General features: G+C 41.6%; 21 protein-coding genes. 7 read left to right on the top strand and 14 right to left on the bottom strand.

From position 1 onward, the window contains the following. Nucleotides 1-318: 318 nt before the first annotated feature. Entirely contained in the window at nucleotides 319-1815 is a 1497-nt protein-coding gene (locus B5D54_RS10155) for an ATP-binding protein (RefSeq protein ID WP_139364778.1), read from the bottom strand. After that, complete coding sequence (locus tag B5D54_RS10150) at nucleotides 1751-3349, bottom strand: hybrid sensor histidine kinase/response regulator (protein ID WP_078926428.1); 1599 nt, start codon at nucleotides 3347-3349, stop codon at nucleotides 1751-1753. Before B5D54_RS10150 ends, B5D54_RS10155 begins: the two co-directional genes overlap by 65 nt. Before the next feature lie 333 nt (nucleotides 3350-3682). Between B5D54_RS10150 and B5D54_RS10145 the strand changes: the two genes are divergently transcribed. The 3 genes from B5D54_RS10145 to B5D54_RS10135 all read left to right on the top strand — a co-directional run bounded on the left by B5D54_RS10145 (nucleotide 3683) and on the right by B5D54_RS10135 (nucleotide 8452). Then, a complete protein-coding gene (locus B5D54_RS10145; protein WP_078926427.1) occupies nucleotides 3683-5317 on the top strand; it encodes a methyl-accepting chemotaxis protein in 1635 nt (544 codons plus the stop codon). Between the two features lie 86 nt (nucleotides 5318-5403). Next, nucleotides 5404-6867, top strand: coding sequence for a tetratricopeptide repeat protein (locus B5D54_RS10140; protein WP_078926426.1), 1464 nt, complete (start codon nucleotides 5404-5406; stop codon nucleotides 6865-6867). Nucleotide 6868: 1 nt separating this feature from the next. Beyond that, a complete protein-coding gene (locus B5D54_RS10135; RefSeq protein WP_078926425.1) occupies nucleotides 6869-8452 on the top strand; it encodes a GGDEF domain-containing protein in 1584 nt (527 codons plus the stop codon). Nucleotides 8453-8554: 102 nt separating this feature from the next. Here the strand turns inward: B5D54_RS10135 and B5D54_RS10130 are convergent, their stop codons facing one another. The 6 genes from B5D54_RS10130 to B5D54_RS10105 form a co-directional block, all read right to left on the bottom strand. Next, the gene (locus tag B5D54_RS10130; RefSeq protein ID WP_078926424.1) at nucleotides 8555-9745 is read right to left on the bottom strand and encodes an acetate/propionate family kinase; all 1191 of its coding nucleotides are present in this window, start codon (nucleotides 9743-9745) and stop codon (nucleotides 8555-8557) included. Nucleotides 9746-10086: 341 nt separating this feature from the next. After that, a complete protein-coding gene (gene vctC / locus B5D54_RS10125; RefSeq protein ID WP_078926423.1) occupies nucleotides 10087-10848 on the bottom strand; it encodes an iron chelate ABC transporter ATP-binding protein VctC in 762 nt (253 codons plus the stop codon). Nucleotides 10849-10854: 6 nt separating this feature from the next. Further along, a complete protein-coding gene (gene vctG, locus B5D54_RS10120; RefSeq protein WP_078926422.1) occupies nucleotides 10855-11805 on the bottom strand; it encodes an iron chelate uptake ABC transporter permease subunit VctG in 951 nt (316 codons plus the stop codon). Continuing rightward, a complete protein-coding gene (vctD, locus tag B5D54_RS10115) occupies nucleotides 11795-12733 on the bottom strand; it encodes an iron chelate uptake ABC transporter permease subunit VctD (protein WP_115173876.1) in 939 nt (312 codons plus the stop codon). The genes vctG and vctD overlap by 11 nt, the downstream gene beginning before the upstream one ends. Nucleotides 12734-12928: 195 nt before the next feature. After that, nucleotides 12929-13843: a siderophore ABC transporter substrate-binding protein gene (locus B5D54_RS10110; RefSeq protein ID WP_078926421.1), complete on the bottom strand. Its 915-nt coding sequence runs from the start codon at nucleotides 13841-13843 to the stop codon at nucleotides 12929-12931. 214 nt (nucleotides 13844-14057) lie between these two features. Next, the gene (locus B5D54_RS10105; RefSeq protein ID WP_078926420.1) at nucleotides 14058-14327 is read right to left on the bottom strand and encodes a hypothetical protein; all 270 of its coding nucleotides are present in this window, start codon (nucleotides 14325-14327) and stop codon (nucleotides 14058-14060) included. 327 nt (nucleotides 14328-14654) lie between these two features. Between B5D54_RS10105 and emrD the strand changes: the two genes are divergently transcribed. After that, on the top strand, nucleotides 14655-15860 hold the full coding sequence (gene emrD / locus B5D54_RS10100; protein WP_078926419.1) for a multidrug efflux MFS transporter EmrD: 1206 nt from the start codon (nucleotides 14655-14657) through the stop codon (nucleotides 15858-15860). 87 nt (nucleotides 15861-15947) lie between these two features. On the opposite strand, the gene B5D54_RS10095 is transcribed toward emrD, so the two are convergent. Together B5D54_RS10095 and B5D54_RS10090 are read right to left on the bottom strand one after the other, a co-directional pair. After that, nucleotides 15948-16292, bottom strand: coding sequence for a HopJ type III effector protein (locus B5D54_RS10095; RefSeq protein ID WP_078926418.1), 345 nt, complete (start codon nucleotides 16290-16292; stop codon nucleotides 15948-15950). 74 nt (nucleotides 16293-16366) lie between these two features. After that, nucleotides 16367-16885, bottom strand: coding sequence for a nicotinate-nicotinamide nucleotide adenylyltransferase (locus B5D54_RS10090; protein ID WP_078926417.1), 519 nt, complete (start codon nucleotides 16883-16885; stop codon nucleotides 16367-16369). Between the two features lie 130 nt (nucleotides 16886-17015). Here B5D54_RS10090 and nadE point away from each other — a divergent pair, with 130 nt between their 5' ends. Both nadE and B5D54_RS10080 read left to right on the top strand, forming a co-directional pair. Further along, a complete protein-coding gene (gene nadE, locus B5D54_RS10085) occupies nucleotides 17016-17852 on the top strand; it encodes an NAD(+) synthase (protein WP_078926416.1) in 837 nt (278 codons plus the stop codon). A gap of 284 nt (nucleotides 17853-18136) precedes the next feature. Then, nucleotides 18137-19462: an anaerobic C4-dicarboxylate transporter gene (locus B5D54_RS10080; RefSeq protein ID WP_078926415.1), complete on the top strand. Its 1326-nt coding sequence runs from the start codon at nucleotides 18137-18139 to the stop codon at nucleotides 19460-19462. 72 nt (nucleotides 19463-19534) lie between these two features. Here B5D54_RS10080 and B5D54_RS10075 read toward each other — a convergent pair whose 3' ends face one another. The 4 genes from B5D54_RS10075 to ppiC all read right to left on the bottom strand — a co-directional run bounded on the left by B5D54_RS10075 (nucleotide 19535) and on the right by ppiC (nucleotide 22547). Beyond that, the gene (locus B5D54_RS10075) at nucleotides 19535-20443 is read right to left on the bottom strand and encodes an aldo/keto reductase (protein ID WP_078926459.1); all 909 of its coding nucleotides are present in this window, start codon (nucleotides 20441-20443) and stop codon (nucleotides 19535-19537) included. A 28-nt stretch (nucleotides 20444-20471) separates the two neighbouring features. Next, entirely contained in the window at nucleotides 20472-21017 is a 546-nt protein-coding gene (locus tag B5D54_RS10070; RefSeq protein WP_078926414.1) for a hypothetical protein, read from the bottom strand. Between the two features lie 320 nt (nucleotides 21018-21337). Next, the gene (ompW, locus tag B5D54_RS10065) at nucleotides 21338-21982 is read right to left on the bottom strand and encodes an outer membrane protein OmpW (RefSeq protein WP_078926413.1); all 645 of its coding nucleotides are present in this window, start codon (nucleotides 21980-21982) and stop codon (nucleotides 21338-21340) included. Nucleotides 21983-22268: 286 nt separating this feature from the next. Beyond that, the gene (ppiC, locus tag B5D54_RS10060; RefSeq protein ID WP_078926412.1) at nucleotides 22269-22547 is read right to left on the bottom strand and encodes a peptidylprolyl isomerase PpiC; all 279 of its coding nucleotides are present in this window, start codon (nucleotides 22545-22547) and stop codon (nucleotides 22269-22271) included. A 181-nt stretch (nucleotides 22548-22728) separates the two neighbouring features. Here ppiC and B5D54_RS10055 point away from each other — a divergent pair, with 181 nt between their 5' ends. Next, nucleotides 22729-23655 (top strand): chemotaxis protein, encoded by a 927-nt coding sequence (locus tag B5D54_RS10055; protein WP_078926411.1) that lies wholly within the window; start codon nucleotides 22729-22731, stop codon nucleotides 23653-23655. Nucleotides 23656-23694: the final 39 nt, after the last annotated feature.

Below are 23694 nucleotides of genomic sequence, written 5' to 3'. Positions count from 1 at the left end.
GTAGGTTTCCCAGTTTACCCTCTTCGATTCCTTTCAATGACTAAACGCACTTTCATCTTTTAGCATGATATTAACAATGCCATAACTAAGGTCACTTAGCTGGGCTTAACGCTCATAAAACCACCATCTCATGATTTTACTGCTTGATAGCATAACTTTCTCTAACATGAAAGCCTTCAAGCCACGAAGTGACAGAACGCTAACAGAGTCACCTTATCGCGGATAACATCGCTTGATTCACCGTGGTTTGGCACTACCGTGGTTTGGCACTACCATTGTTTGCCGTTACCCACCGTTTTTCATTGACCTTTATTTTCATTAACCTTTGTTTTTCATTAACCACTGTTTCGCAGCAACAAGGGTATGTTCTAAGAGCGTGACGAGGCATTCAAAAGATTCCGTATACGCAGCCCCCTCTGATTCCGTCAATGCTTCTAATGCTTTGGCACATCGATAGACGTTCTCTTCCCCTACTGCACTCGCACCACCTTTAATACGATGAGCAATGTGATGCAAGGTGCTAGGATCATGTTGAGCAAGGCGCAACTGTTCTAGGTCACTGCTCATCGTATCAATATAGACGTCGACCAGCATAATCGCATCATTGGCATCGTATTGGTCCCACCAGGTTAATATTCCCGATTCCCCCTCTTCAGATAAAGGCTCAGAGGAAGGTAAATACTTAGAGAGCAGTTGATGTAACCGAGATAATCCATAGGGTTTATACAATATCTCATCAAAACCAAATGCTAAGGCCTTCTCCGCGGTAATTCGAGAATCTTCTGCGGTACAGCCAATAATGGCTTTATCCGCAAAAGCGGGAATGGTTTCTCGCAATTGATGAACAAGCTCATAACCATCGAGATGTGGCATGTGGCAGTCGGTAATCAATAAATCACAACACTCGGGATCCATTTTTATCCGTTCATACGCTTCACACCCATCATTAACCACTTCCACCGCTAATCCCAATGAAACTAACTGACGCCGAATCACCAACTGATTAATGGGATTATCTTCGGCGACAAGAATACGGCCTTTTAGGGCATCAGGGATAACTCGCTCACCCGCAACCTCTTCATGGGCATTCACTAAAATGTCATACAGCAAATCAGCAAAAAATGGCTCCGAACTGATAGCGATGGACTGCTCATCACGGGTTCGAAAAGTGGGTAACGCTTTTCGCAGCACCACATGCAAATCACTGGAAGTATCCATTCCCTCAGGCAATGCATCATCCCAAATAGCGATACAATTGTTTTTAGATGTGCACGAACAGAGCGTTTGTTGCCCACTCCAAATCGCCAACCACGCTTGCACAGAACGATTAGTACCGGAATAGCATACCGTAACGCCCTCAATGTGATCAGGATAGTGGCGCACTCTCTGATGTGGGATCATCACCTGAATCGTGGTGCCTTTACCTAAAGTACTCTCAATAGAAATCTTCCCACCCATGACTTGCAACAGATCATGGACAATCGCCAGACCAAGCCCCGTTCCACCATAGCGCCTTGCGATACTGGAATCGGCCTGAACGAAGGGGTTAAAGACATTCTCCAACAGCTCAGGGCTCATGCCTTCACCGGTATCAGTAAAACAAAAATCCAGAGACTGTTCACTCAATGAAATCGCCACCGCGATTTCTCCAACACGGGTAAATTTCACCGCATTAGAAAGAATATTATTGATGATTTGGGCCACCCGTAATGAATCAATCATCACAACTTGGATATGAGTAGGAACCCAATCAATAATGGAACGCCAACCCTTTTTCTTGCGCCGCTCGGCAATGAACCCGTAATAGTTCCCCAATGTCTCTTAACACAAAACTTTCTCGAATATCGAGTTCGAATTGTTGAGCCTCTAATTTTGAAAAATCTAAAATATCGTTGACTAATAAGTGTAAATGACGAGCCGAAGTCATCACATTGTTGAGCATAATAAGAGAGTCTTCATCTTTCTCTTTTTGCATAAGCATTTCTACTAGCCCAACCATACCAGCAATCGGAGTTCTCAATTCATGGCTGACACTGGCTAAAAAACGTTCTCTTGACGCCACCGCACATTGAGCAATGTCGTTCGCTATTAACAGTTCTTGCTGCTGATTCTTGAATTCAGTGATGTCATTCATCACCGTTAATACATATTTGTCTGAACTCTCCGTACTGGCAATCGCGGTGCGATAGCAATCCAGAATAATGGTCGGCTCTCCTTCTCGCTCAATCGTGATTTCTCGGCGACTCGACCGATGATGAACAAGGACTTCATCTAAATCTTGATGGCTACAGACTTCTTCTTCTGACAATTTACCACGATAGGTACAATCTAATCCTAGGTTACCTTCCGTAAAAGCGTAATTAGAGAGTAATAAACGGTGGTTTGCATCATGAATACACACTAAATTGGGTAACGCATCAACCATACGTTGTAAAAATAATAATTCATTTCTACTCCGTTGGATCTCTTTTCGCTTAAACGCTAATACCAACTTGATATTTCGGTGCCAAAGAAAAAAGATAGCAACCAGTAACACCGTTCCCAATAACACACCAATAAATAAGTAAGAGACGGATCGCTTATCATAACCATAAATCACTTTTATAGGAGCGTAGCTATTTTTTAATCGAAGGACATCATCTTGAGAAATATTATTTAACATTTCATCAATATATAATTTCAAGTCATTTCGTGCTTGGTGAATCGCAACGGAAAATTCAATTTTCTTTTCATTTCCCGAAAGAATACTGAATCGAGCCTCTTCTGGGTGAGCCAGAATATAGTTAAGGATGTCTTCTCGGATATAGGCGCTTTGAATCGCACCACTCTTCAAATCACCAATCAAGAGATCTAGGCTAGTATAAGCCTTAGAATTCACACCAAAAATAATTTCACGAACAAATTCATAGGCATTATTTTCAGAAAGCAGAACACCACGAGTGCCTGAACGATTAATCGGTGCATTTTTAAAGGCGACATTAATATATCTTATCGTCAAATACGGTTCAGAGACGTACATCCAATCAGGAATATTGACACCACGGATCACCAATGGAAGCATATCAATCGTTCCATTTTCTAACAAATGGATAGGAGTCTCTTCATTCGCGCTTTCAATATATTGAAATGATAATACCGTACGACTACTTAAAAGGTTAACAATATCAACTAAATACCCATCTAATTCATGATCATTTAAGCGAAAAAACATTGGAAAGGTATTTTCCCATGCCGAGTAACGTATGATGATTTTATCACTCCCACTCTCGTTCTCCGGTACGTTCCCATAAGCAGTCACGCCCCATAATAACAAGACCATAGATAAGAGTGTTTTAATGCTAATTTTCACAAAAATGCATCACCAATGAAGGTTGAAAGTACAGTCTGGCCTAACTAGGCTTACTGAAATCATTCTATTTAATGCGATTCTAAAGTCAATCACCTTGAAGTGACTCCCACTTTGAATTTATTGATTTCTTGCCCAAAAAATCAATTTTGAGATTTTTCCTACCCACCAATCATTATAGATAACTTTTCATAAAGAATGATATAAATAAAAAATATTTAATATTTTCTTTAACATCACTCAAAACAATAAAAGCAGAATTGTCCTACATGAAGGAAAAAGAGAAAAGCAGTAGTATCTGGTGAAATTTCCTCCATCAAATTATCGAGAATTATAATGGATATAAGACCATTACTAAACAACATCTCTGTTCGCAATCAAATCATTGCGCCTGTTTTATTTTCTGTTTTAATTCTATTCACTGTACTTATGTTTGTAAGACATGCATTAGAAGCATCAGATGAAAGATTAATCTCTAGTGTCAATACGTTAGTTATTCAGAAAGATACTCTTGCTGATATTGATGACTTATTTTATCCGTTACGTATTGATGTAGCTTACGGGCAAATCGATAGCAGTAAAAACGACGTTATTATAAAAAAAATCAACAATGATTTTCTGACTATCACACAACGCCTAAACAGCACATTCAGTGCCCCCCACTACGCCGATGATTTACAAAATATCTATGATGCGATGGGAGCCTATACCGAAAAAGCGACCTTCAGCTTAAATGCAGCCCGCCAAGCTGACGGTACCCATGTTGATGAAAAGCAGTTGACGCTTTTATCTGAAGAGCTGCGCATCGCAGGGGATCGACTCGTTCAAGCGTTTAACCAGCTCTCTGAAGATATTAACCAAAGTGCTTTACAAACCATTGTTGACTTAGATGCCGAAAGCACGCAAACCCTGAATCAAGGCATTATCGTTATCTTAATTGCGCTGGCTCTGGCTGCGATATTCGCTTGGTTTGTTGCCGGAATTATTGCAAAACCAGCCCAAATGATTCAGCAAGCCATGCAAGAAGTCTCTGAGGGTAACCTTTCTATACGTATTGAAACCTCAGGTAAAAATGAACTTGCGAGCCTAAGCCAAGACATTAATGCAACCATCGAACGGCTACAACATACCTTGCGCGATCTTAATATGATCAGTGATCAAGTGGCATCTTCATCACAAGAATTAGCCTCCGTTATGGTGCAGTCAGAAAATAACTCTCAACAAGAGATTTTAGCGGTTGAATCCGTAGCAACGGCTGCCACCGAATTAGAAAGCATGGCCAAAAGCATGAGTGAGAGCGCGGCTTCTGCCGATGATCTGACTCGAAATGCGGGTAAAAAAGTAGAAATTAGTTTAGAGATTTTCGAAGAAAATCAACAAGCTAATGAAAAAATCACTCAAGTATTGCATGATGCAGCCGCCATTATTCAAGAATTACAAGAGCAATCGACACAAATTAACAATGTGGTCGAGATGATCAGCAATGTTTCCGAACAAACCAATTTACTGGCGCTCAATGCCGCCATTGAGGCCGCTCGAGCTGGGGAAGCAGGACGCGGTTTTGCCGTGGTTGCCGATGAAGTTCGAGTTCTAGCGGTGAATACCCAAAAGTCAACCCGTGACATTAAAACCATTATTGAGCAGCTACAAAATAAATCATTACAAGCCAACCAAAACATGCAAACCAGCATCCAGTTGCTAGAAAATAATGACAAGCTGTCTGAAAAAGCGAACCTCGCTATGCAAGAGATCATTCAAGTCATGACACTTATCAACGACACAAATACACAAGTCGCCGTTGGTGCAGAAGAACAGGCGAATGTCACCAGTGAAATCAGCAAGAATATGATGAATATCTCTGACATTGTGCAACAAAATTTTGTTGGCTTATCTCAATGTTCATCCGCAAGTAATGAACTTTCCCATTTAGCCAATGATCAAAAAGATAAAATTGCCTTTTTTAAAATATAGTATTCAACACTTTTTACGCAAAAGCCTAAACAGCCTATATGGCTGTTTAGGCTTTTCGCAGCGAATAGCGATAGGGGGATAAGGTCTTGAACAAGATACAACAAAATCTCGAACGGCTAAAATCACAGATAGAAACCTCAAATAGTGAGGATATACTATTAGAAGCGAATAAACTTTTGCTGCAAGCAAAACAGATTAACTTTGTTTCAGGAATTATTACGGCCTTAATCATTCTGGCTCGAGTCCATTGGTTACGAGAAGAATATGACCCTTCAGTTGAGTTAATCAAAGAAGCAGAAAGCTACCATAATAACCAAGATAATGATGAAATTCTTCCCGAAATATTGCACTTATATGCTTTAAATGCACTGAGTTGCTCTCAGCACTATACCGCAAAAAAATATTGGCTAGATGCATTAGATAAAGCCATGTTTACCAATAATATGGTAATAGAAATTGAAAGTTTACTCGGTATTGGTGACGTACTTTTCTCATTAGAAGAGTATGCTCGTTCCATCGAAATTTTTGAATTAGCGGTTCAAATTGCCAATAAAACGAAGAATAGAAAACTCGAAGTCAGAGCCTATATTTTACTCGCTAAAAGCTATTTTGAACTCAATCATTATATTGATATGTTAACCGTGCTTGATCTCGCAGAAGAAAAAGTCGATGGAAAACAATGTCCAACTTGGAATATCAAACTCTGGTTATTAAAAAGCTCAGCACTTCTTAAGCTAAATCGAATTAAAGATGCGAAAAACGCGGCGTTTCAAGCCTACAATCTTTCTATGTCAACCAGTGCGACCAACCTTCGGATTCATGCATTAGGCTGTTTATCAAAAATAGCCCTCGCCAGTGATAACCATGCTCGCGCACTCTATTTATCAGACATTGCTGAAGCCGTCGCCATGAAAGTGGATGATAAGGCATCCTTAGCCAAAATCTACCTTTATCAGTCACAGCTCCATCAAGAAGTGAAAGATTACCAAGCGGCACTCTCTGCCTTTAAAAAATATAAAACCAATACCTTAGAAGTGGTTAAAGGTAAAACAAACAACCATAACTTAGACAAAAACTATAAAATAAAGAACCAGTTAGCCGTTAGAATCACAAAGTCTATCAACTATTTAAAGTCACACCATGCCAGTGATAACAACTCACTTAACACCTTGATTTCCGAAACTACTTGGTGGGAAAAGTTGATGATTTTTAAAGCGTCACTGAACAATAATGCTCACTCGGTGATCATGTTTTATCATGATAACCCTAGAGTTATTGACGAATGTGAGAAACTGATCTCCCCTTTATGTGTTAATAATGATTTTCTTTCTCGGCTGAATCATAAAAGGCTGGGATTGTTGATCTTCGGTTTAGATAGCGCAGAAACCGTATATAAAAAAATAAAAATGATACTTCGGTTATATCCTTGGGATAGAAAAGGACTTATTGGTGAAAAGCCGGCCGTCTCTTACCAAGATGTGCTTAGTTTTCCTTTTACTATTGAACAATTAGATGGCTCATTAAATCTTGAAGAACTAGAAGAATATTAAGATGGATGTATTGCTCAACAAAATTAGTCAAGCTGGAATGGATATTCTTAATATCCGAGAAGAACATCGGCTTGATTTTTGGAATCATGTCATAGAACATATTGCACAAAGCCCTGAAGAAAAAGCCAAAGCATTCATTGGAAAATCTGAGTTTTTACTTAAAATAAATAACTTAGAAGAGAGTATCTCTGGCCTTTATGAAGCACTATCTCTATTATCGGATGATATTGATACGATCTTAATGACAAAGTTTCACTTAATTCATCGTTTAATAGAAAATGGACAATATGAAAAAGCCTTAGAGGAGTGTTCACTCTATGCGGAACTCTCTGGTGAATATGGCTATATCACTCATTATGTATTATCAGTTATCACCCTTGGTATGCTTTGTGAAGCTTATGGTGACTATCCGCTGGCCATTCTTATCCATAAAAGAATCAGCAAAATAGAACATCTTCTGACATCCAGCTTGATTCTAACCATCTATAAACTAAGGCTTCTCTGCTGCAATATTGCATTAAAACAATATACAACGGCTGAGTATCTATTAACCGAATGCGAGGCTTTATGTACTCTCAATCATAATAGTGAACTCAATAGTCAACTGCTTTTTTATAAATCTCGACTTTATCGAGCGAAAAAGAACTTTCACGGTGCTTTAAATGTTTTTGGTTTATTAAATACCGCCACAAAGAGAAAAAACAATAGTACCGTATCTCATCATTTACACTTAGACCGAGTAAACTATTTAGTCGAACTTGGCCAGACGGTATTAGCTAATTTCTATTTAAAAAATTTAAAGAAAAGAGTAAAAAACATCCATTCTCCAGCACTATTGAAAGAATTTTATGAGACATTTAGCCATGTTCATGAACTCAATAACAATCATGAACAAGCGTTATTTTATCAAGAAAAAGCATTAGCCATAGAAATTGACTTAATTAAAACAGCCCCGATTTACTATTTAAGTGTCGAGGTGATGAAAAAACTCTCTCAGATTGAGTCTAAACTGACACTCTCTATTTCTGAGAAGCGGTATAGAGAACTGCAAGAGTCTTCGGTTAGGCAAAAACAGATGCTGACTCAATTACAAAAAGATGTGTATATTGACCCTCTTACTCAGTTGCAAAACCGTCGCTGGTTAGATGGCAAGCTGGAACAACTACTTGAACAGGAACGTTCTTTTGCTTTTTTAATTGTGGATATAGATGATCATTTCAAGTCAATCAACGATGAACTGAGTCATTTGGTGGGAGATAAAGCCATCTCAAACGTGGCCAATGAAATTTCGTCGTATTTCATTCCCTATGGCGCTTCTTGCGTGCGCTACGGCGGTGAAGAATTCCTCGTCATTATGGAAGATATTTCATTAATGCAACTGAAAGTTCATGCCGAATCGTTTAGAAAACGGATCGCTAACTTCCCTTGGATGGATATTCTTGGAGATAGAAGCTTAACGGTCAGTATCGGCATTACTTTACATCGGCGGGGAGAAACGACCCAACGAACGTTCCACCGTGCCGATAAAGCCTTATATCGGGCAAAAGCCAACGGTCGTAACCAAGTCTGCTCTGAAAGTATCTAACTTCGTCGATCAGTCGGTGAAAAATACACCGACATTTCTTCTTATCCATAAAAAAGCGAATCCGTTGGATTCGCTTTTCTTTTTATATACTGACTTTGATGGTTACAACATTTCTACTGACTGCTGAGCAATCACGAATTCCTCGTTGGTTGGAATCACTAAGGCAAGTTTTGAGCCTGAACTCGTGATTGTGCCTGATTGGCCAAAACGTGCGTCAGCATTGCCTTGTGGGTCTTCTTTATATCCAAAGACAGAAAGGTAGCTTAGAATTTCACTGCGAATAGGTAATGAGTTTTCACCAATACCACCGGTAAAGACAATGGCATCCACTTCTTCACCAATAGCCACCATATAAGAGCCAATGTATTTCGCAACGCGGTAAGTGAAAATATCAAAAGCCAACTTGGCACGAGGGTTGCCATTTTCCATCGCTTCTAATACGCCACGCGCATCACTGGTTACTCCAGAAACACCTAAAAACCCTGATTTTTTATTCAGCATTTCAAAGAGCGCTTCTTGTTTCCAGCCTTTACGGAATAAAAATTCAATAACACTAGGATCGAGATCACCACACCGTGTTCCCATCATTAAACCGGCAAGTGGCGTTAACCCCATGCTGGTATCCACACATTCACCATGCTTCACCGCAGTGACAGAAGCACCGTTGCCTAAATGCACGGTAATAAAATTGCTTTGTTCAACGGGTTTGTTAAGCATTTTCGCCGCTTCACGGCTAACATAATAATGGCTGGTTCCGTGAGCCCCATAGCGGCGGACTTTATGTTGTTCGTACAATTCATAAGGCAAGGCGAACGTGAATGCTTTGGCTGGCATCGTTTGGTGGAAAGCGGTATCAAATACAGCAAACTGGGGTAGCTCAGGGAATGCTTCCATCGCCGCTCGCATGCCGATGGCATTCGCTTTATTATGTAGAGGAGCTAATTCGGCTAAACGCTCAACCTCTTGAATCACCGCCTCCGTAACCCTAACGGTTCCTTTAAAAGTTTCTCCCCCAGCAACAATTCGATGTCCGACAGCAACAAATTGAGCACTTAACCCTAAGGTTTCTAACAGTTTCACCACACGGCTGACTGCGTACTGATGGTGATCTTCTGAGGTGTTAATCACTTCCTCTGTTTTTTCACCTTGATACTTCCAGCTTATGGAGGCTTCTGGAAGACCAAAACATTCACCAAGACCAGTAACCAATGCTTCGCCAGTGGCTGAGTCAATCACGGCAAATTTAAGCGAGGAGCTTCCTGAGTTGATAACCAACACATACGAGTTCGACATGGGGCAGTATCCTGTTTCCGACTAAGAGTTAGAAGCTTGTGCTTCTCCATTTCATGCAGACCATTATTCAATAATTTTTGAATCTTTCAACTTTTGTTTTGCTCTTTATTGATGGAAAGGTTTTTTTGTTGATCTTTAACAAGGAATGATTTCTTTTGAGTAGAGAAATAAATTGCTACCCACCTCTCCATCGTTCATGCACCCATGAGGGTAACATAATAAAAAAGACAGGCCATACCCAATACGAAGGTTTCTCGGTTTCATCATCAAGGGTATGATCTCAAAAGCCTTTGGAAATAGGGGTGTCGTGGGTTTGATGAAAGCGGTGTGACATTATACGTTCAGGCGGTGTGGTATAGACACATCCGCTTCCCTTCTAACTCCAGAACTCTAAAGGGGGTTTCATAAATTTCACTTAATACCTTTTCTTGAATCACCTCTTCCACCGAACCATGAGCAACAACCTGCCCTTTTTTTAAGGCAATAATGGCATCGGAGTAGCAAGATGCGAAATTGATATCATGGATCACCACCACCACCGCTTTATTGAATTCATGAGCTAATCGCTGAATGGTTGTCATGATCTGCAATGAATGTTTAATATCTAAATTATTAAGCGGTTCATCTAAGAAAATGTAATCGGTATCCTGAGCCATCACCATAGCAATAAACGCCAGTTGTCGCTGCCCGCCACTTAATTCATCCAGATAGTGATGCTCTAGACTTTTCATATCTAGGTAATTAATCGCTTGATCGATGATCGCTTGATCTTCTGCCGTTAACTTCCCTTGAGAGTGAGGGAAACGCCCAAAGGCCACCAATTCTCGAACCGTAAAACGCATGGTTAAGTTATTCGCTTGGCGCAGTACAGAGAGCCGCTTGGCTAATGCTTTGGTATCCCAATCCACCAGTTCCCGACTATCAATCCAAACCTTGCCCTGATCTCGGGAGATCAAACGACTAGCCATTGAAAGTAATGTACTTTTCCCAGCCCCATTGGGCCCAATAATCGACGTCACTTTCCCTTTGGCAAAATCGGCACTTGCTTCATGAACCACTGCCTGAGAACCAAAATATTTAGTCAATTTATCTAATTGAATCATACGGGTCTATACCACTTTATTACGCAAAAGAAGAGAGAGGAAATAGATACCACCAATAAAATTGATGATAACACTCAAGGTAGTGCCAAATGAAAAGACGTTTTCTACTACCCACTGCCCCGCCAGCAAAGCGGCAACAGACATCGCAGAACACGCCACTAACAAGGTTCGGTGTTGATAAGTACGCAGCCATTCGCGTGTAAGGTTCGTCACAAGCAGTCCGAAAAACATCACCGGCCCCACAAGTGCAGTCGAAATTGAAACCAAAATAGCACTCAGCAACATGACATTGCGTATTGTTTGCTTTACGTCCACACCCAGACTAATGGCATTATCATTATCTAACCAAAAGACATCTAAGATTCGATGCAGGCGAAATAACCCATAGCTAACGAACAAAAGTAAGGGAGAAACCACATACACTAAGTTGACATTAACATTATTAAAACTGGCGAACATTTTGGCTTGTACGGCGGCAAAATCATTCGGATCCATCAACATAATAAAAAAAGAGGAAAAGTTAGAGAACAGTTGCCCTAAAATCACACCAAGCAATAATAAAATAATAATATTGCTGCGTTGACGACGAAAATAAAAGGTAAAAAGTAAACTGGAAAACAGCAGCATCACGACTACAGATAATGAGAAGTTCCAGTAAGTATTTAACATGACATGGCTAAAGCTACCAAACAGCGCAACCACCAACACTTGTACTAATAAATAGAGGGAATCAAACCCCATAATACTCGGGGTAAGAATACGATTGTGGGTAATGGTTTGAAATGCCAATGAGGATTGCGCAATAGCGATACCCGCGACCATAATCGCCAACACTTTTGGAATCCGCCGTGATAAGAAATACTGATAATTATCGGCGGTTAACCCCATACCGATGAACATTCCTGCAACCAGTAATGCAGCAAGGATCATCAAGCCGGTTTTACTTCTATCTTGCATATTTTGGCCCTCTTAAAATCAGCAAGATAAAAGCGATACCGCCAAGAATACTGATGATCATGGAAATTGGGATTTCATAGGGGAAAATAATCACTCGGCTGATGATGTCACACAACAATACCAATGAAGCGCCAAATAAGGCTGTACGTGGAATATTTTTACGCAAGTTATCACCGTAAAAATAACTAACTAAATTGGGAACAATGAGCCCCAAAAAGGGGAGCTGTCCCACAATCATCACCACTGATGCGGCCATGACCGAGACTAAACACACGCCTAAAATCAGAATTTGTTGGTAGTTAAGCCCAAGGTTTACCGCAAAATCTTTCCCCATCCCCACCGCAGAAATTCGCGCCGCATAGAGATAACTCAATAAAGCGACAGGAATGGCAATGTATAAAAGCTCAAAGTCCCCACTTAATAGATTGGCAAAGTTCGCTACCGCCCAACCCGATAAGTTTTGCACCGCATCGTAACGATAAGCAATAAAAGTGGCTGCCGATTGCACAACGTTACCAAAAATAATTCCGATCAAAGGTACAAAGACTACATTTTTAAATTGGATGCGTTGAATAAACTGGACAAAAACTAACGTCCCTACCATCGCAGTAGAAAAAATAAGCAGTAAACTTTCACCATGCCCAAATAGGACAAGGCTCAGCACATAGCCCAACATCGCGCATTCAATCGTGCCAGACGTGGAAGGTGCAGCAAATCGGTTTTGGCTGATTTGCTGCATAATAAGGCCTGCAATGCTTAATCCGCCTCCTGCCAATAGCACGGCCAAAAGACGAGGAAAGCGGCTGGTCCATAGCAGTTGCCAAGCAATGCTATCTCCTTGGATCAACGCCGTAAAAGAAAGGTGTCCGACCCCAACAAATAAGGAAATCAGACTTAGCATAAACAGTACGAGTAATAACTTTTTCAAAGTTAACCTCAAACGACAAAACTCAATGAAAGAGATCGGGCCTAGCAAAGACCTCGATAAGGCTATACGAACTCATAAAGTCAATGGTGAACCCTGTTCACCATTGACTCGATATACCTAAAAAGTCCGCCTATACCGCAGTAAAATAAAACCAAGGGGACAATAGTAAGCCAAAAGGTACTTGCTCAAATTCACTTATTCTTGATGAAGATTGACTTGCATGTCACTCAACATTTGCTCTGTTGCCGTTACCCCCGCAATGGCCAAATACCACGCATTGAGATCGAGAAAAACCATACGATGCTGTTGATAAGCATCCGTTGCTTTTATCAACGTATTCTCAAACTCTTCACGAGTGCGGCTTTCCCCTTTATTGACCAGTCTGTCACGGTCAATAATAAAGAGCGTTTGTGGGTTATTTTGTCGAATATATTCGTACGAAATCAAATTACCGTGATTGGCCGTTTGTTTCACGGTTGCCGCTTCACGAAAGCCAAAATCTTTATAGATAGCCGCAAAACGAGAATTCGCGCCAAAAGTGGTAATATTACCCCCAGAACTCATCACCGTCATGGCTTGGGCTTGATGCTTCTGGTTGTAATCATGAACTTGAGTAAAGGTATTATCTAACTCTGCAATTTTGGCTTCGACTTTATCTTCAATCGCAAAAAGTTTACCTAAATTACGCCATTGTGCTTGGGTGCTTTCCCAATATGGCTGGCTATCGTCAACCGCAAAAACAACGGTAGGCGCAATTTTACTTAGCTCATCATAAGCCGTACGTGCCGCTCTCGGCCCAGTAATAATAACATCGGGCTTTTGCATATAAATACGCTCAAAGTCTGGCTCAAAGAGTGAACCGGCTGGAGCATATTCAGCTCCTCGATATTGAGCTAAATAGTCTGGCAGTTCCGCCACTTTAGAAACAGCGACTGGATTAATCCCAAAATAGTGAACCGCATCCAATGGGCCAATACCGATCACCACCACACGTTGAGGGTTTTGCTCTAGTGTTGTTTTCCCCATTTGATGCTCAATCGTTACATTGGCAGCCTGTACAGAGAGTGAGGCAAACAGCCCGAATGCGGCCCAACCCATTACTGATTTCATATCCGTCCTTATTATACTGGTCATTAACTATTGCGATATATTTTGATAAGCATTCGCATTTATGCGGTGAACTATAACCAGTTCTGTTTTCTGTCGCAAGCGTATTACTACGATTCCGTGGCGTTCTTGTGCCATCGCGGAGCAAAATCATCCCCGCCAACATTCTGAGAAAACCCTATTTTCATTAAAAAACCGATGGCCAAAAAACGAAGGGCTAAAGTGAGATGACAAAGAAAAACAGATTGAATAGATAAGGAAGGAACACACACAACACAAACACACTCTTTGCCCATTTTCGCGTTTTCCAATGACTTAAAAACGGTGCGGCAATAAATAGACAAATAAGTACGAACACAGTATTACCCACTTGTAACCATGACAGGCCCGCCAGTAAAACAGCCAGCACGACCAAACCGTACAGAGAAATCGCCAGTTTTATCCCAAGAGCGAAGAGAAAAACCAATGTAAAGAATAAGGGTAACATAAAAACCTATTGCGATAATGATTATCATTTACACAAATGGTAAACCTCAACTGAATGAAAAACAATAGATTCGATGCTAAAAAATGGATATCTCGATACCAAAATCCTGATTCTCCTACTCATAGGAGGATTGACACTGAACACAAACGAAATTGTGATTAGTTTTTCTAATCCAAATCATATAATTTTATCGTGCTAAATGTCTGGCCATAGGATTGATTAACCTAACCTGTCTAACTACTATCTCGCACAGAGAATACGTGCTGATTTATTATTTCTCATTAGTAAAATTTTCCTTTTATTTTAATGTTGTTGGGTGGAGAAAAAATGTCTGCAACATTCCCATTAGTTAAACTGACCTTTCTTATCGCTATATTGGCTGCCGTTGGTCAAATGACACAAACCATGTATGTCCCTTCTGTTGGCTACATGGCGAGTGAGTTTTTAGTCACCCCCTCGGCTTTACAAGCCGTTATGGCTTGCTACCTGATCCCATATGGCTTTTCACAGTTTATCTATGGAACCTTATCTGACCGTCTTGGCCGTAAACCTATTATTATTGCAGGGCTGGCCATTTATATCCTCGGCAGCTTGGTGGCCCTTTTTGCCCATCAATATTCCCTTTTTCTACTGGGTAGCTTTACTCAAGGATTAGGCATTGGCTGTGGAGGGGCGATGAGTCGAACCCTAACAAGGGACTGCTTCAGTGGAGCAAGACTGCATCAAGCTAACAGTTTGATCAGTATGTGTTTGATCTTCTCTCCTTTAATTGCCCCTGTACTGGGTGGATATTTGACTGAAACTTGGGGCTGGCGCTCCAGTTATCTGTTTTTATCCCTATTTGCTATCGCCGTCATGATTACCATGATGACCAATATGATAGAAACGTTGCCAAAAGAGGCTCGTAAAAAAGAATCGGTGATCAAAAGTTATCAATTTGTGCTCTCCGATCACCGTTTTCAAGGATATTTACTCTGCTTAGTGGCAACCTTTGCCGGAGTGGCCGTGTTTGAAGGAGCGGCAGGGGTGCTTTTAGGCGGGGTATTGGCCTTACCAGCCACCACCGTCAGCTTACTGTTTGTTACCCCGATCCCCGGCTATCTTGCTGGAGCTTGGCTCTCAAATGTGATTGCACAGAAAAAAAATGAAAAACAGGCCTTGCACGTCGGGTTGATCGCCATCATTTTTGGCTCCATGATTGTCCTTATCCCGGGCCTATTTGATCAAACTACCGCTTTGACTTTAGTTGGTGGGGCCACGATCTATTTCTTAGGTGCTGGGATTTTATTCCCAGCGGCCACGACCGGAGCATTAGATCCCCTGCCTTACCATGCAGGAACAGGAGGAGCGATTCTTGGTGGTATGCAAAACCTTGGGGCGGGCGCGGCGACGTTAGTGGCTTCACTGTTTCCTGCCACAAACCAATTACCACTTGGTATGATTATGCTCGTCATGTCAGTTTTTGCTCTTCTCGGACTGCGACACGTCTATAAGCATCAAGACCCTTCTCAACATATGCCACTGGCTATCTAAGTAAACCATTTCCGAACGTATCAATGGTCGGTCTGTGATGCGTTCGGAAATACAATGATGCGCTCACCCCATGTAGGAACTAGGCCCTTAACGTGGCAGTAAGGCTTGATCGCTAAAGTGGATCCCTTGCCAGCCATAACGCATGAAATTGCGGATATTTTGGTGATCGGTATTGTTAGGGAATTCCAGCACATCATGTCGATAAAACTCACCAAAACATGCCAAAGTACTCTCTACCGAAAGTTGGTGTAATGCCGCAAAAGCAAAAATCTTACATGAACCATTATTCTGGTTCATCTCGTTATGGACATCACCATTGGTAAATGCCGTTGGGGTAAACTGATAATACTCATCAATGGTGGCAATCACCTCTGAAAAAGTGAGCGTTTGTGGTTGATGCTGAATTTGAGTTAATCGTTCGTCCAATGTCATTTTTCTTTATCCAATAAAAATTACCAGCCATGAGTGTAAAGAAAAGAAGGCAAGATGAACACCTTCCTAATGGTTCAAGCATCATAACTATTTTGTTGTTTCAGTAATGCAGCGACCGAAGGGGTTGTCATCGTGTTGATCTCTTTTTTTTCTTGTAAGCACTTTCGAACATCGGTACTTCTGACTTTAACTTTTTCAGGGCACGCCATAACAGACCAGCGTTGAAGGATCTCTTGAGCTCGGTAAAACTGTCCAAACTGAAAAAGGTTATCCGGCCCAATCACAAAGGTCAGTTCCGCCTCCGGCCATTGTTCTTGCAAGAAAGTGAGTAAAGCATAAGTCGTCACACTTTGCCCCGGCTGTAGTAAATCTTGTTCCACAGTGGACAGTTCTGCTTGAGGTAGCCCTAAATCATCAATAAACGCTTCAATTAAAGAGCAACGCGATTCATAGTCCAACATCTCTTTGCCCCAAGCATGAGCGATACTGGGCACCAGTAAAATGCGATCAAAATGCGTCAGTGACTCAACCACACTTTTATGCCCAAGTGTTGGGGGGTTAAACGCACTGCCAAATATGGCTATTTTTTCCATCGACGTTTCTCTCTCTATTTTGAGATCGTATTCACGGTTTTCTAATTTGTCGTTTGCGGTATGATATAACTAACTCATATCAAGATGCGAGCCTCCTTATAGGGTTTCGCTTGCTGGAATAGGAAAGATGATGGAACAGATGATTCGAGAAGAAATGCGGGTGCAACCCAGTATCGATCCACAATTTGAAATTGAGCGCAGAGTGGCCTTCATTAAGCGCAAACTGCTAGCGTCTGGCTGCAAAGCCCTAGTGTTAGGGATCAGCGGCGGCGTTGATTCAACAACCTGTGGCCGTTTGGCTCAATTAGCTGTTGATGAATTAAACCAGCAATACCATACCGACCAATACCAATTTATTGCGGTTCGTTTACCTTATGGTGAACAAAAAGATGAGCAGGAAGCACAACTCGCCCTCTCTTTTATCCAACCGACGCATTCTATCTCCGTCAATATAAAATCGGGAGTCGATGGCTTACACGCCGCCTCACATCAAGCACTGGCTGGCACCGGTTTATTGCCCACCGATACCGCCAAAATTGACTTTGTAAAAGGGAATGTAAAAGCTCGCGCTCGAATGATTGCTCAATATGAAATTGCCGGTTATCTCGGGGGGCTAGTATTAGGCACAGATCACTCAGCCGAAAACATCACGGGCTTTTATACCAAATATGGAGATGGGGCTTGTGATTTAGCGCCTCTCTTTGGCCTCAATAAACGTCAAGTACGTCTCGTTGCTGCCACACTTGGCGCTCCAGAAATATTGGTCCAAAAGGTGCCCACAGCTGATTTAGAAGAACTGGCACCACAAAAAGCGGATGAAGATGCGCTTAATCTGACCTATGAACAAATTGATGATTTTTTAGAAGGGAAACCCATTCCTTCATCAGTGACTGAACGCCTGATCCAAATTTATCAGACGACACAACATAAGCGTCAACCCATCCCCACGATTTATGATGACTGCTAAACTCAGAAATTGCTGAGTCATGCACAATCAGATAAATTAAGTAACTTATTGTAAAGCCAAGATTTTTTAGCTTGGCTTTTCTTTACACTTTGTCTTTGTTGGCTCAACATTTTGACTACAGGTCCCCTTTCAACTTGTTTACTTTATCCATCGAAATAGTGACCACTATCACGTTAATGTTTTTCCATTTTTAAAATGTAATTTTGTGTGAACTTAGCTTCATATTTTTCCGTAATAGCGCAAGAAAATAAGCACCGTTTATTTTAATAATAAGGTTGCTATTTATGCTCTATTTGGAATTTTTATTCCTCTTGCTGATCCTTTACATGGGTTCCCGCTACGGAGGTATTGGATTAGGGGTTGTCTCCGGTATTGGTTTGGTCATTGAAGTTTTCATCTTCAAAATGCCACCGACCTCTCCCCCCATAACGGTCATGTTGATTATTTTGGCCGTGGTCACTTGTGCATCAATCCTTGAGGCTGCGGGTGGCCTTAAATACATGCTGCAAGTCGCCGAGCGTTTATTACGCCGTAACCCAAAACGCGTCACCTTAATCGCGCCTTTAGTCACCTATTCAATGACATTTTTGCTGGGTACTGGCCATGCCGTATATTCCATCATGCCCATTATTGGTGATGTTGCTCTGAAAAATGGGATTCGCCCAGAACGTCCCATGGCAGCCGCTTCCGTCGCATCACAAATTGCGATCACCGCTTCTCCTATTTCTGCTGCCGTAGTGTATTACTTAGCGGAGTTATCCAATATTAACCATAGTATTACCCTACTCTCTATTTTGATGGTATCCGTTCCTGCCACGCTCTTTGGCACCGTATTGATGTCGCTTTATAGTATGCGTCGAGGTAAGGAGCTTGAGCAAGATAAGGACTATCAAGAAAGGCTACAAGATCCTATTTTTAAAGAAAAAATCCTAAATACCACCGCCACATCTTTAGACGAACACCTACCTGCTGCGGCCAGAAACTCGGTTTTGCTTTTCATTTTGTCGATCTTGGTGATTGTCGTGGTCGCAATGTTCCCCGAAGTACGTATGGTCGGCGGTGATAAACCCATCAACATGGCAACCGTTATCCAAATGATGATGCTCTGTTTTGGTGGGATCATTTTACTCGTGGCAAAAGTTAACCCTAAGATAGTGCCTGAAGGTGTGGTTTTTAAATCTGGCATGGTTGCCGCAATTGCAATTTTTGGTATTGCTTGGATGTCAGATACTTACTTCCAATATGCGATGCCGCAGTTCCGCTCTGGTATTATTGACATGGTAAATGCCTACCCGTGGACCTTTGCGCTTGCACTCTTCATTGTGTCTGTCGTGGTGAATTCACAGGCCGTGGTTGCCAAAATGATGCTGCCTGTTGGTTTAGCACTCGGTTTAGAACCCGCCTTGTTAATCGGGCTGATGCCTGCATTGTATGGTTATTTCTTCATTCCTAACTATCCATCAGATATTGCTACGGTTAACTTTGATATGACAGGCACCACCAAAATAGGTAAATGGTATTTTAACCACTCCTTTATGGCTCCCGGTTTAGTGGGTGTGATCAGCGCATGTTGCTTAGGTTATGTACTCGGGCAAATTGTGATTGGCTAATGGTGATTAAGCTATAAAAGAAAAAGCCGCGACACGATATCATGCCGCGGCTTTCTTACCATGAAAGCGTGATTAAGGCACGTTATGCCCTTTCGCCGCCACCCAAACTCGATACCATTGCTCACGGGTTAACGTTAGCTCTAATGCCGCGACCGCCGCTTTTACTCGTTCTATATTTCCAGAACCAATGATAGGTAAAGGCTTAGCAGGCAAACTGCGTACCCAAGCGTATACCACTTGGTCAATACTCTGAGCGCTAATCTCTTCTTTCAATTGTTCAAGAACCCATCGCACACGTTGTGCTTGCTCACTTTGTCCATTAAAAAGCGCTCCCCCCGCTAAACAAGACCAAGCCATCGGGCGAACACGTAACATTTGCAGTTGATCTAACGTACCGTCGTGAGCAACCTCAAAATTCAATGGATTGATTTCCACCTGATTTGTGACTAAAGGCTTACTAAGTCGAGATTGCAACAATTCAAACTGCGCAGGGGTAAAATTCGATACTCCAAAGTGTTTCACTTTACCGACTTTATGTAACTCAGCAAACGCTTCTGCAACCTCATCAGCATCCATCAGCAGATCAGGACGATGAAGTAACAAAACATCTAACTCATTCACACCTAAGCGTTGCAGCGTATTATTCACAGAGTGATAAATATGAGCAGAACGGCTGTCATAGTGGTTAATCTTTCGATCAGGGAATTGATCGCTACACAATTTAATATCGCATTTGCTCACGATCTGTAGTTGTTCACGAAGTGAGGGTTCAAGCGCAAGCGCTTCACCAAATAAGCGTTCACATTGGTAATTACCATAAATATCCGCGTGATCAACCGTTGTAATGCCCAGTTCAACATGTTGCTTAAGAAAAGTTAAACGCGCTTGTGGCGTCATATTCCACTCACTTAAACGCCAATAGCCTTGTACCAGCTCTGAGCACTCAGGCCCTTGAGAGGCCATCGTTATTTTTTCAACCATGGGTAGTACTCCTTTATACTCAAATTCATTATGAACCCTCATTAACTAGGCTCCATTGCAGTTCGATGGTGGCTCCATCCGTCTTTAACTGCCCTTGTCTTTGCTGAGAAAGCCAACGTTGCTCTTTGAAAAACTCACCAATATGCTGGTTTAAGAAAACAATTAATGCCCGATCCACCTCTTGCCAAGAATCCTGAGATCGTCGCTCTCGAACGTCGAACTCATTACTGCCCAGCTTAACCCAAACCAGTTGTAAACCATCTCGTCTAAGACCCAACTGAAATTGACTCCAAGTATAAGGCGAATAATCACTGTACATCGTCATCACTCCGATTTGATCGGCATTTTGATCAATACTGGCCCAAACAGAAATCGAATAATAATAAAACAGATCACTACACCAGCGCTTATCCGTTTCCAGCTCGCCACACGCAAACCAATAGGGGCTTTGTTCAATATGTTCCAAGGAAGGAAAGGGGGAATCATTTTGCAAAAAAGGTGTGATAAAAGTTGGGTGTGCCGCGTAAGCCGTAAGCCCCCACAGGCATCCCATTAGGCCAATCCAGCGGCTCATACCCGCTTATCCGATACAGTGAGTATCGCCTCTGCGACAGAAGAGATAAAGACAGCGAATCGTATAAAAACGATTGATTCAACAAACAAACTCAGGCTCAAACCATAAAAACCAACTATAGGAAACTCAACCGCTATAGTGCCTTCCCATGCCGTGAGGAACAAGCTTTTTAGCCAAATGCCAACATACGATACCGTTTGATTTTGGTGAACAAAGAGAAAAAAGGAAACGGAAGACTCAACCAAAAAGGGAGATAGACAAAAAAGAGGTGCTTGATGCACCTCTTAGATTTAACTTTAAACTTATTGTTAATCAATAAGTTAAAACTTATACCCGCCAGCAATCATAAAGACCCAAGGGTTAATCTTCACATCAGTAGACTGGGAAGCACCATTAAATTTATATTTGGCTGTGGTTTCAATATTGGCATACCAAGCCGAGGCGTTAAAGAACCAATTGTCGTCCAGCATATAGTCAAAACCAACGTTGGCTGCTAATCCCCATGAGTCATCCAGTTTAAGATCACTTAATCCGACCTCTTTTCCCGAGCTGTTAAATTTCTCATCAAAGAAATTTGTATAGTTCACACCCGCTCCCACATAAGGGCGGAATGTGGAGTTCGCTTCACCAAAGTAGTACTGAACCATCACCGTTGGCGGTAAATGTTTGGTTTTACCAATATCGCCTAAGCCAAGCAGGTCCGTAGAGATATCATGGGAGAAGGGGGTTGCAGCAAGCAGCTCAATACTGAAATTATCGGTCAACATATAGCCTATGGTTAATCCAAGCTGAGTATTCGTATTCACTTCTAACTCATAAGGACTGCCTAAGACTTTATCACTGCTATCATTGGGGACAACGGCAGCTAAACCAGCACGAACTAAAATGTCACCTTGTTTGTGGGCTAGCACATTGGTTGAGACAAGCGCGGCTAATACTGCCAATCCACATGCTGTTCTTTTCATTATGATCTTCCTTTTGTTGGGCTAATAATTATTTTTATTGCCCGCAACATAACACAGAAAGACCCTACAAATTTGATGGAAATCAATTTGTAAAATTTAATGAATGAAAGTATTAAAATATGTAACCCCCGTCACTTTTTACTGTCAATTAAATACAATTATCTAATGCGACTTTAGCGTGCATCACATAATTCAATCTGGAATAGGATTGATTTTAATCAATTAATCGAACAGTAATTGGGGCATTCTTTCGACTCAGTTTACACATTGGTAAAAAACTGCTCACTTAGGTTCGATAGAGCACCTTGACAATATGCCAACCAAATTTTGTTTTGACTAATTGAGGGGTTAAAAGTTCGCCATGAAAACAAGCTTTATCAAAGGCAGGCACCATTTGCCCTTGACGAAATTCCCCCAAATCGCCACCACGTTTCCCTGACGGACACAAGGAATGTTTCCTTGCTAAGGTTTGAAATTTCGCCCCTTTTTTCAGTTGCTGAAGCAGGGCTTCTGCCTGCTCTTTATGTTTAACTAAAATATGTAAAGCGGCGGCCGTTTTTCCCATGGTTTGTCTCCCACAATAAAAATGGTTTAGTGTAACGAATGGTTTAAGGGAATGCATTCTCTTACTGTACGATCACTTTTTTCTCTCATCCTATAAGGAAAAATGACTGGATAACGTTACTGATGGAGGTTTTTCAGTTACTATAGAGAGATAGAAAAGCGTTTATTTTGAGTAGTGTGTTATGGCTAAAACCATCAGTAAAGCAAATCAGTCACAAGGAATGTTGATGTTCACCTTGAACTCGCAGAAACAACTGTTTGCGATAGGAACGCTGAAAGTTCGAGAAATAGTTCCCTTTTTACCGATGACTCAGATCCCGTACTCTCATCATCATGTTGTCGGCACCGTGACCATTCGAGATCTCACCGTTCCGGTGATTGATATGGCAGCAGCCATCGGGTTTCGACGCATCACTGAGCAAGAATACAAAGATTGCTATTTGATTGTGACGGACTGTCTACGCACAGTGGTTGCTTTTATGGTGCGTGGTATCGAAAAAATTATCGAATGTGATTGGCGTACGATTGAATCGGCCCCCAGTTCTGCGGGTAATAATGTTTTTGTCACGGGGATCACTCGTTACCAAGATCGTATCGTCCAATTACTGGATGTCGAACTTTTGCTTTCAAAAATCTATCCGCAATATGAATCAGCAAAAGTTCCCATGCTTACCGATATTGAACGTGAGCGACTCAAACCCTTAAATATTTTGCTGGTAGATGACTCATCCATTGCCCGTAAACAACTTTCAGATGCGTTAGATAGCATAAATATTCCTTACCAAATTTGTAAAAATGGGTTGGATGCCATTGAGCTCATGCGCCGTGAAGCCGATGAAAAGAGAGCTATTGATATTCTAGTAAGTGACATTGAAATGCCCGGGTTAGACGGGTACGAACTCGCTTTTGAGGTACAAAATGACTCAAAGCTTAATCATGCCTATTGTATCTTACACACATCGCTTTCTAGCGAGATCTGTATCGATAGAGCACATCAAGTTGGTGCTCACGAAGCCTTAGAAAAATTTAATGCCACTGAACTCATCGAAGCGATGCTGCGAGGGGCAAAAGCCATTGAAACTCAACGTCAGGCAAGCCTGACCCATTAATTCAACTTTTTTGAGGGCGTGTCCCTATCGCCCTCATTT

Origin of the sequence: Vibrio cincinnatiensis DSM 19608 (genome assembly GCF_900167345.1) — a bacterium.
Lineage (GTDB): Bacteria > Pseudomonadota > Gammaproteobacteria > Enterobacterales > Vibrionaceae > Vibrio > Vibrio cincinnatiensis.
This window is presented reverse-complemented; position numbering and strand designations above follow the sequence as displayed.

Bases quoted from the DNA above. Each gene is read 5' to 3' on its own strand.
- B5D54_RS10110 (WP_078926421.1), bottom strand. From the start codon at position 13,843: ATGAAATCAGTAATGGGTTGGGCCGCATTCGGGCTGTTTGCCTCACTC.
- ppiC (WP_078926412.1), bottom strand. From the start codon at position 22,547: ATGGGAAAAACGGCCGCCGCTTTACATATTTTAGTTAAACATAAAGAG.
- B5D54_RS10145 (WP_078926427.1), top strand. From the start codon at position 3,683: ATGGATATAAGACCATTACTAAACAACATCTCTGTTCGCAATCAAATC.
- B5D54_RS10095 (WP_078926418.1), bottom strand. From the start codon at position 16,292: ATGACATTGGACGAACGATTAACTCAAATTCAGCATCAACCACAAACG.
- emrD (WP_078926419.1), top strand. From the start codon at position 14,655: ATGTCTGCAACATTCCCATTAGTTAAACTGACCTTTCTTATCGCTATA.
- B5D54_RS10070 (WP_078926414.1), bottom strand. From the start codon at position 21,017: ATGAGCCGCTGGATTGGCCTAATGGGATGCCTGTGGGGGCTTACGGCT.
- ompW (WP_078926413.1), bottom strand. From the start codon at position 21,982: ATGAAAAGAACAGCATGTGGATTGGCAGTATTAGCCGCGCTTGTCTCA.
- vctC (WP_078926423.1), bottom strand. From the start codon at position 10,848: ATGATTCAATTAGATAAATTGACTAAATATTTTGGTTCTCAGGCAGTG.
- B5D54_RS10055 (WP_078926411.1), top strand. From the start codon at position 22,729: ATGGCTAAAACCATCAGTAAAGCAAATCAGTCACAAGGAATGTTGATG.
- B5D54_RS10080 (WP_078926415.1), top strand. From the start codon at position 18,137: ATGCTCTATTTGGAATTTTTATTCCTCTTGCTGATCCTTTACATGGGT.
- B5D54_RS10135 (WP_078926425.1), top strand. From the start codon at position 6,869: ATGGATGTATTGCTCAACAAAATTAGTCAAGCTGGAATGGATATTCTT.
- nadE (WP_078926416.1), top strand. From the start codon at position 17,016: ATGGAACAGATGATTCGAGAAGAAATGCGGGTGCAACCCAGTATCGAT.
- B5D54_RS10075 (WP_078926459.1), bottom strand. From the start codon at position 20,443: ATGGTTGAAAAAATAACGATGGCCTCTCAAGGGCCTGAGTGCTCAGAG.
- B5D54_RS10105 (WP_078926420.1), bottom strand. From the start codon at position 14,327: ATGTTACCCTTATTCTTTACATTGGTTTTTCTCTTCGCTCTTGGGATA.
- B5D54_RS10090 (WP_078926417.1), bottom strand. From the start codon at position 16,885: ATGGAAAAAATAGCCATATTTGGCAGTGCGTTTAACCCCCCAACACTT.
- vctG (WP_078926422.1), bottom strand. From the start codon at position 11,805: ATGCAAGATAGAAGTAAAACCGGCTTGATGATCCTTGCTGCATTACTG.
- B5D54_RS10130 (WP_078926424.1), bottom strand. From the start codon at position 9,745: ATGTCGAACTCGTATGTGTTGGTTATCAACTCAGGAAGCTCCTCGCTT.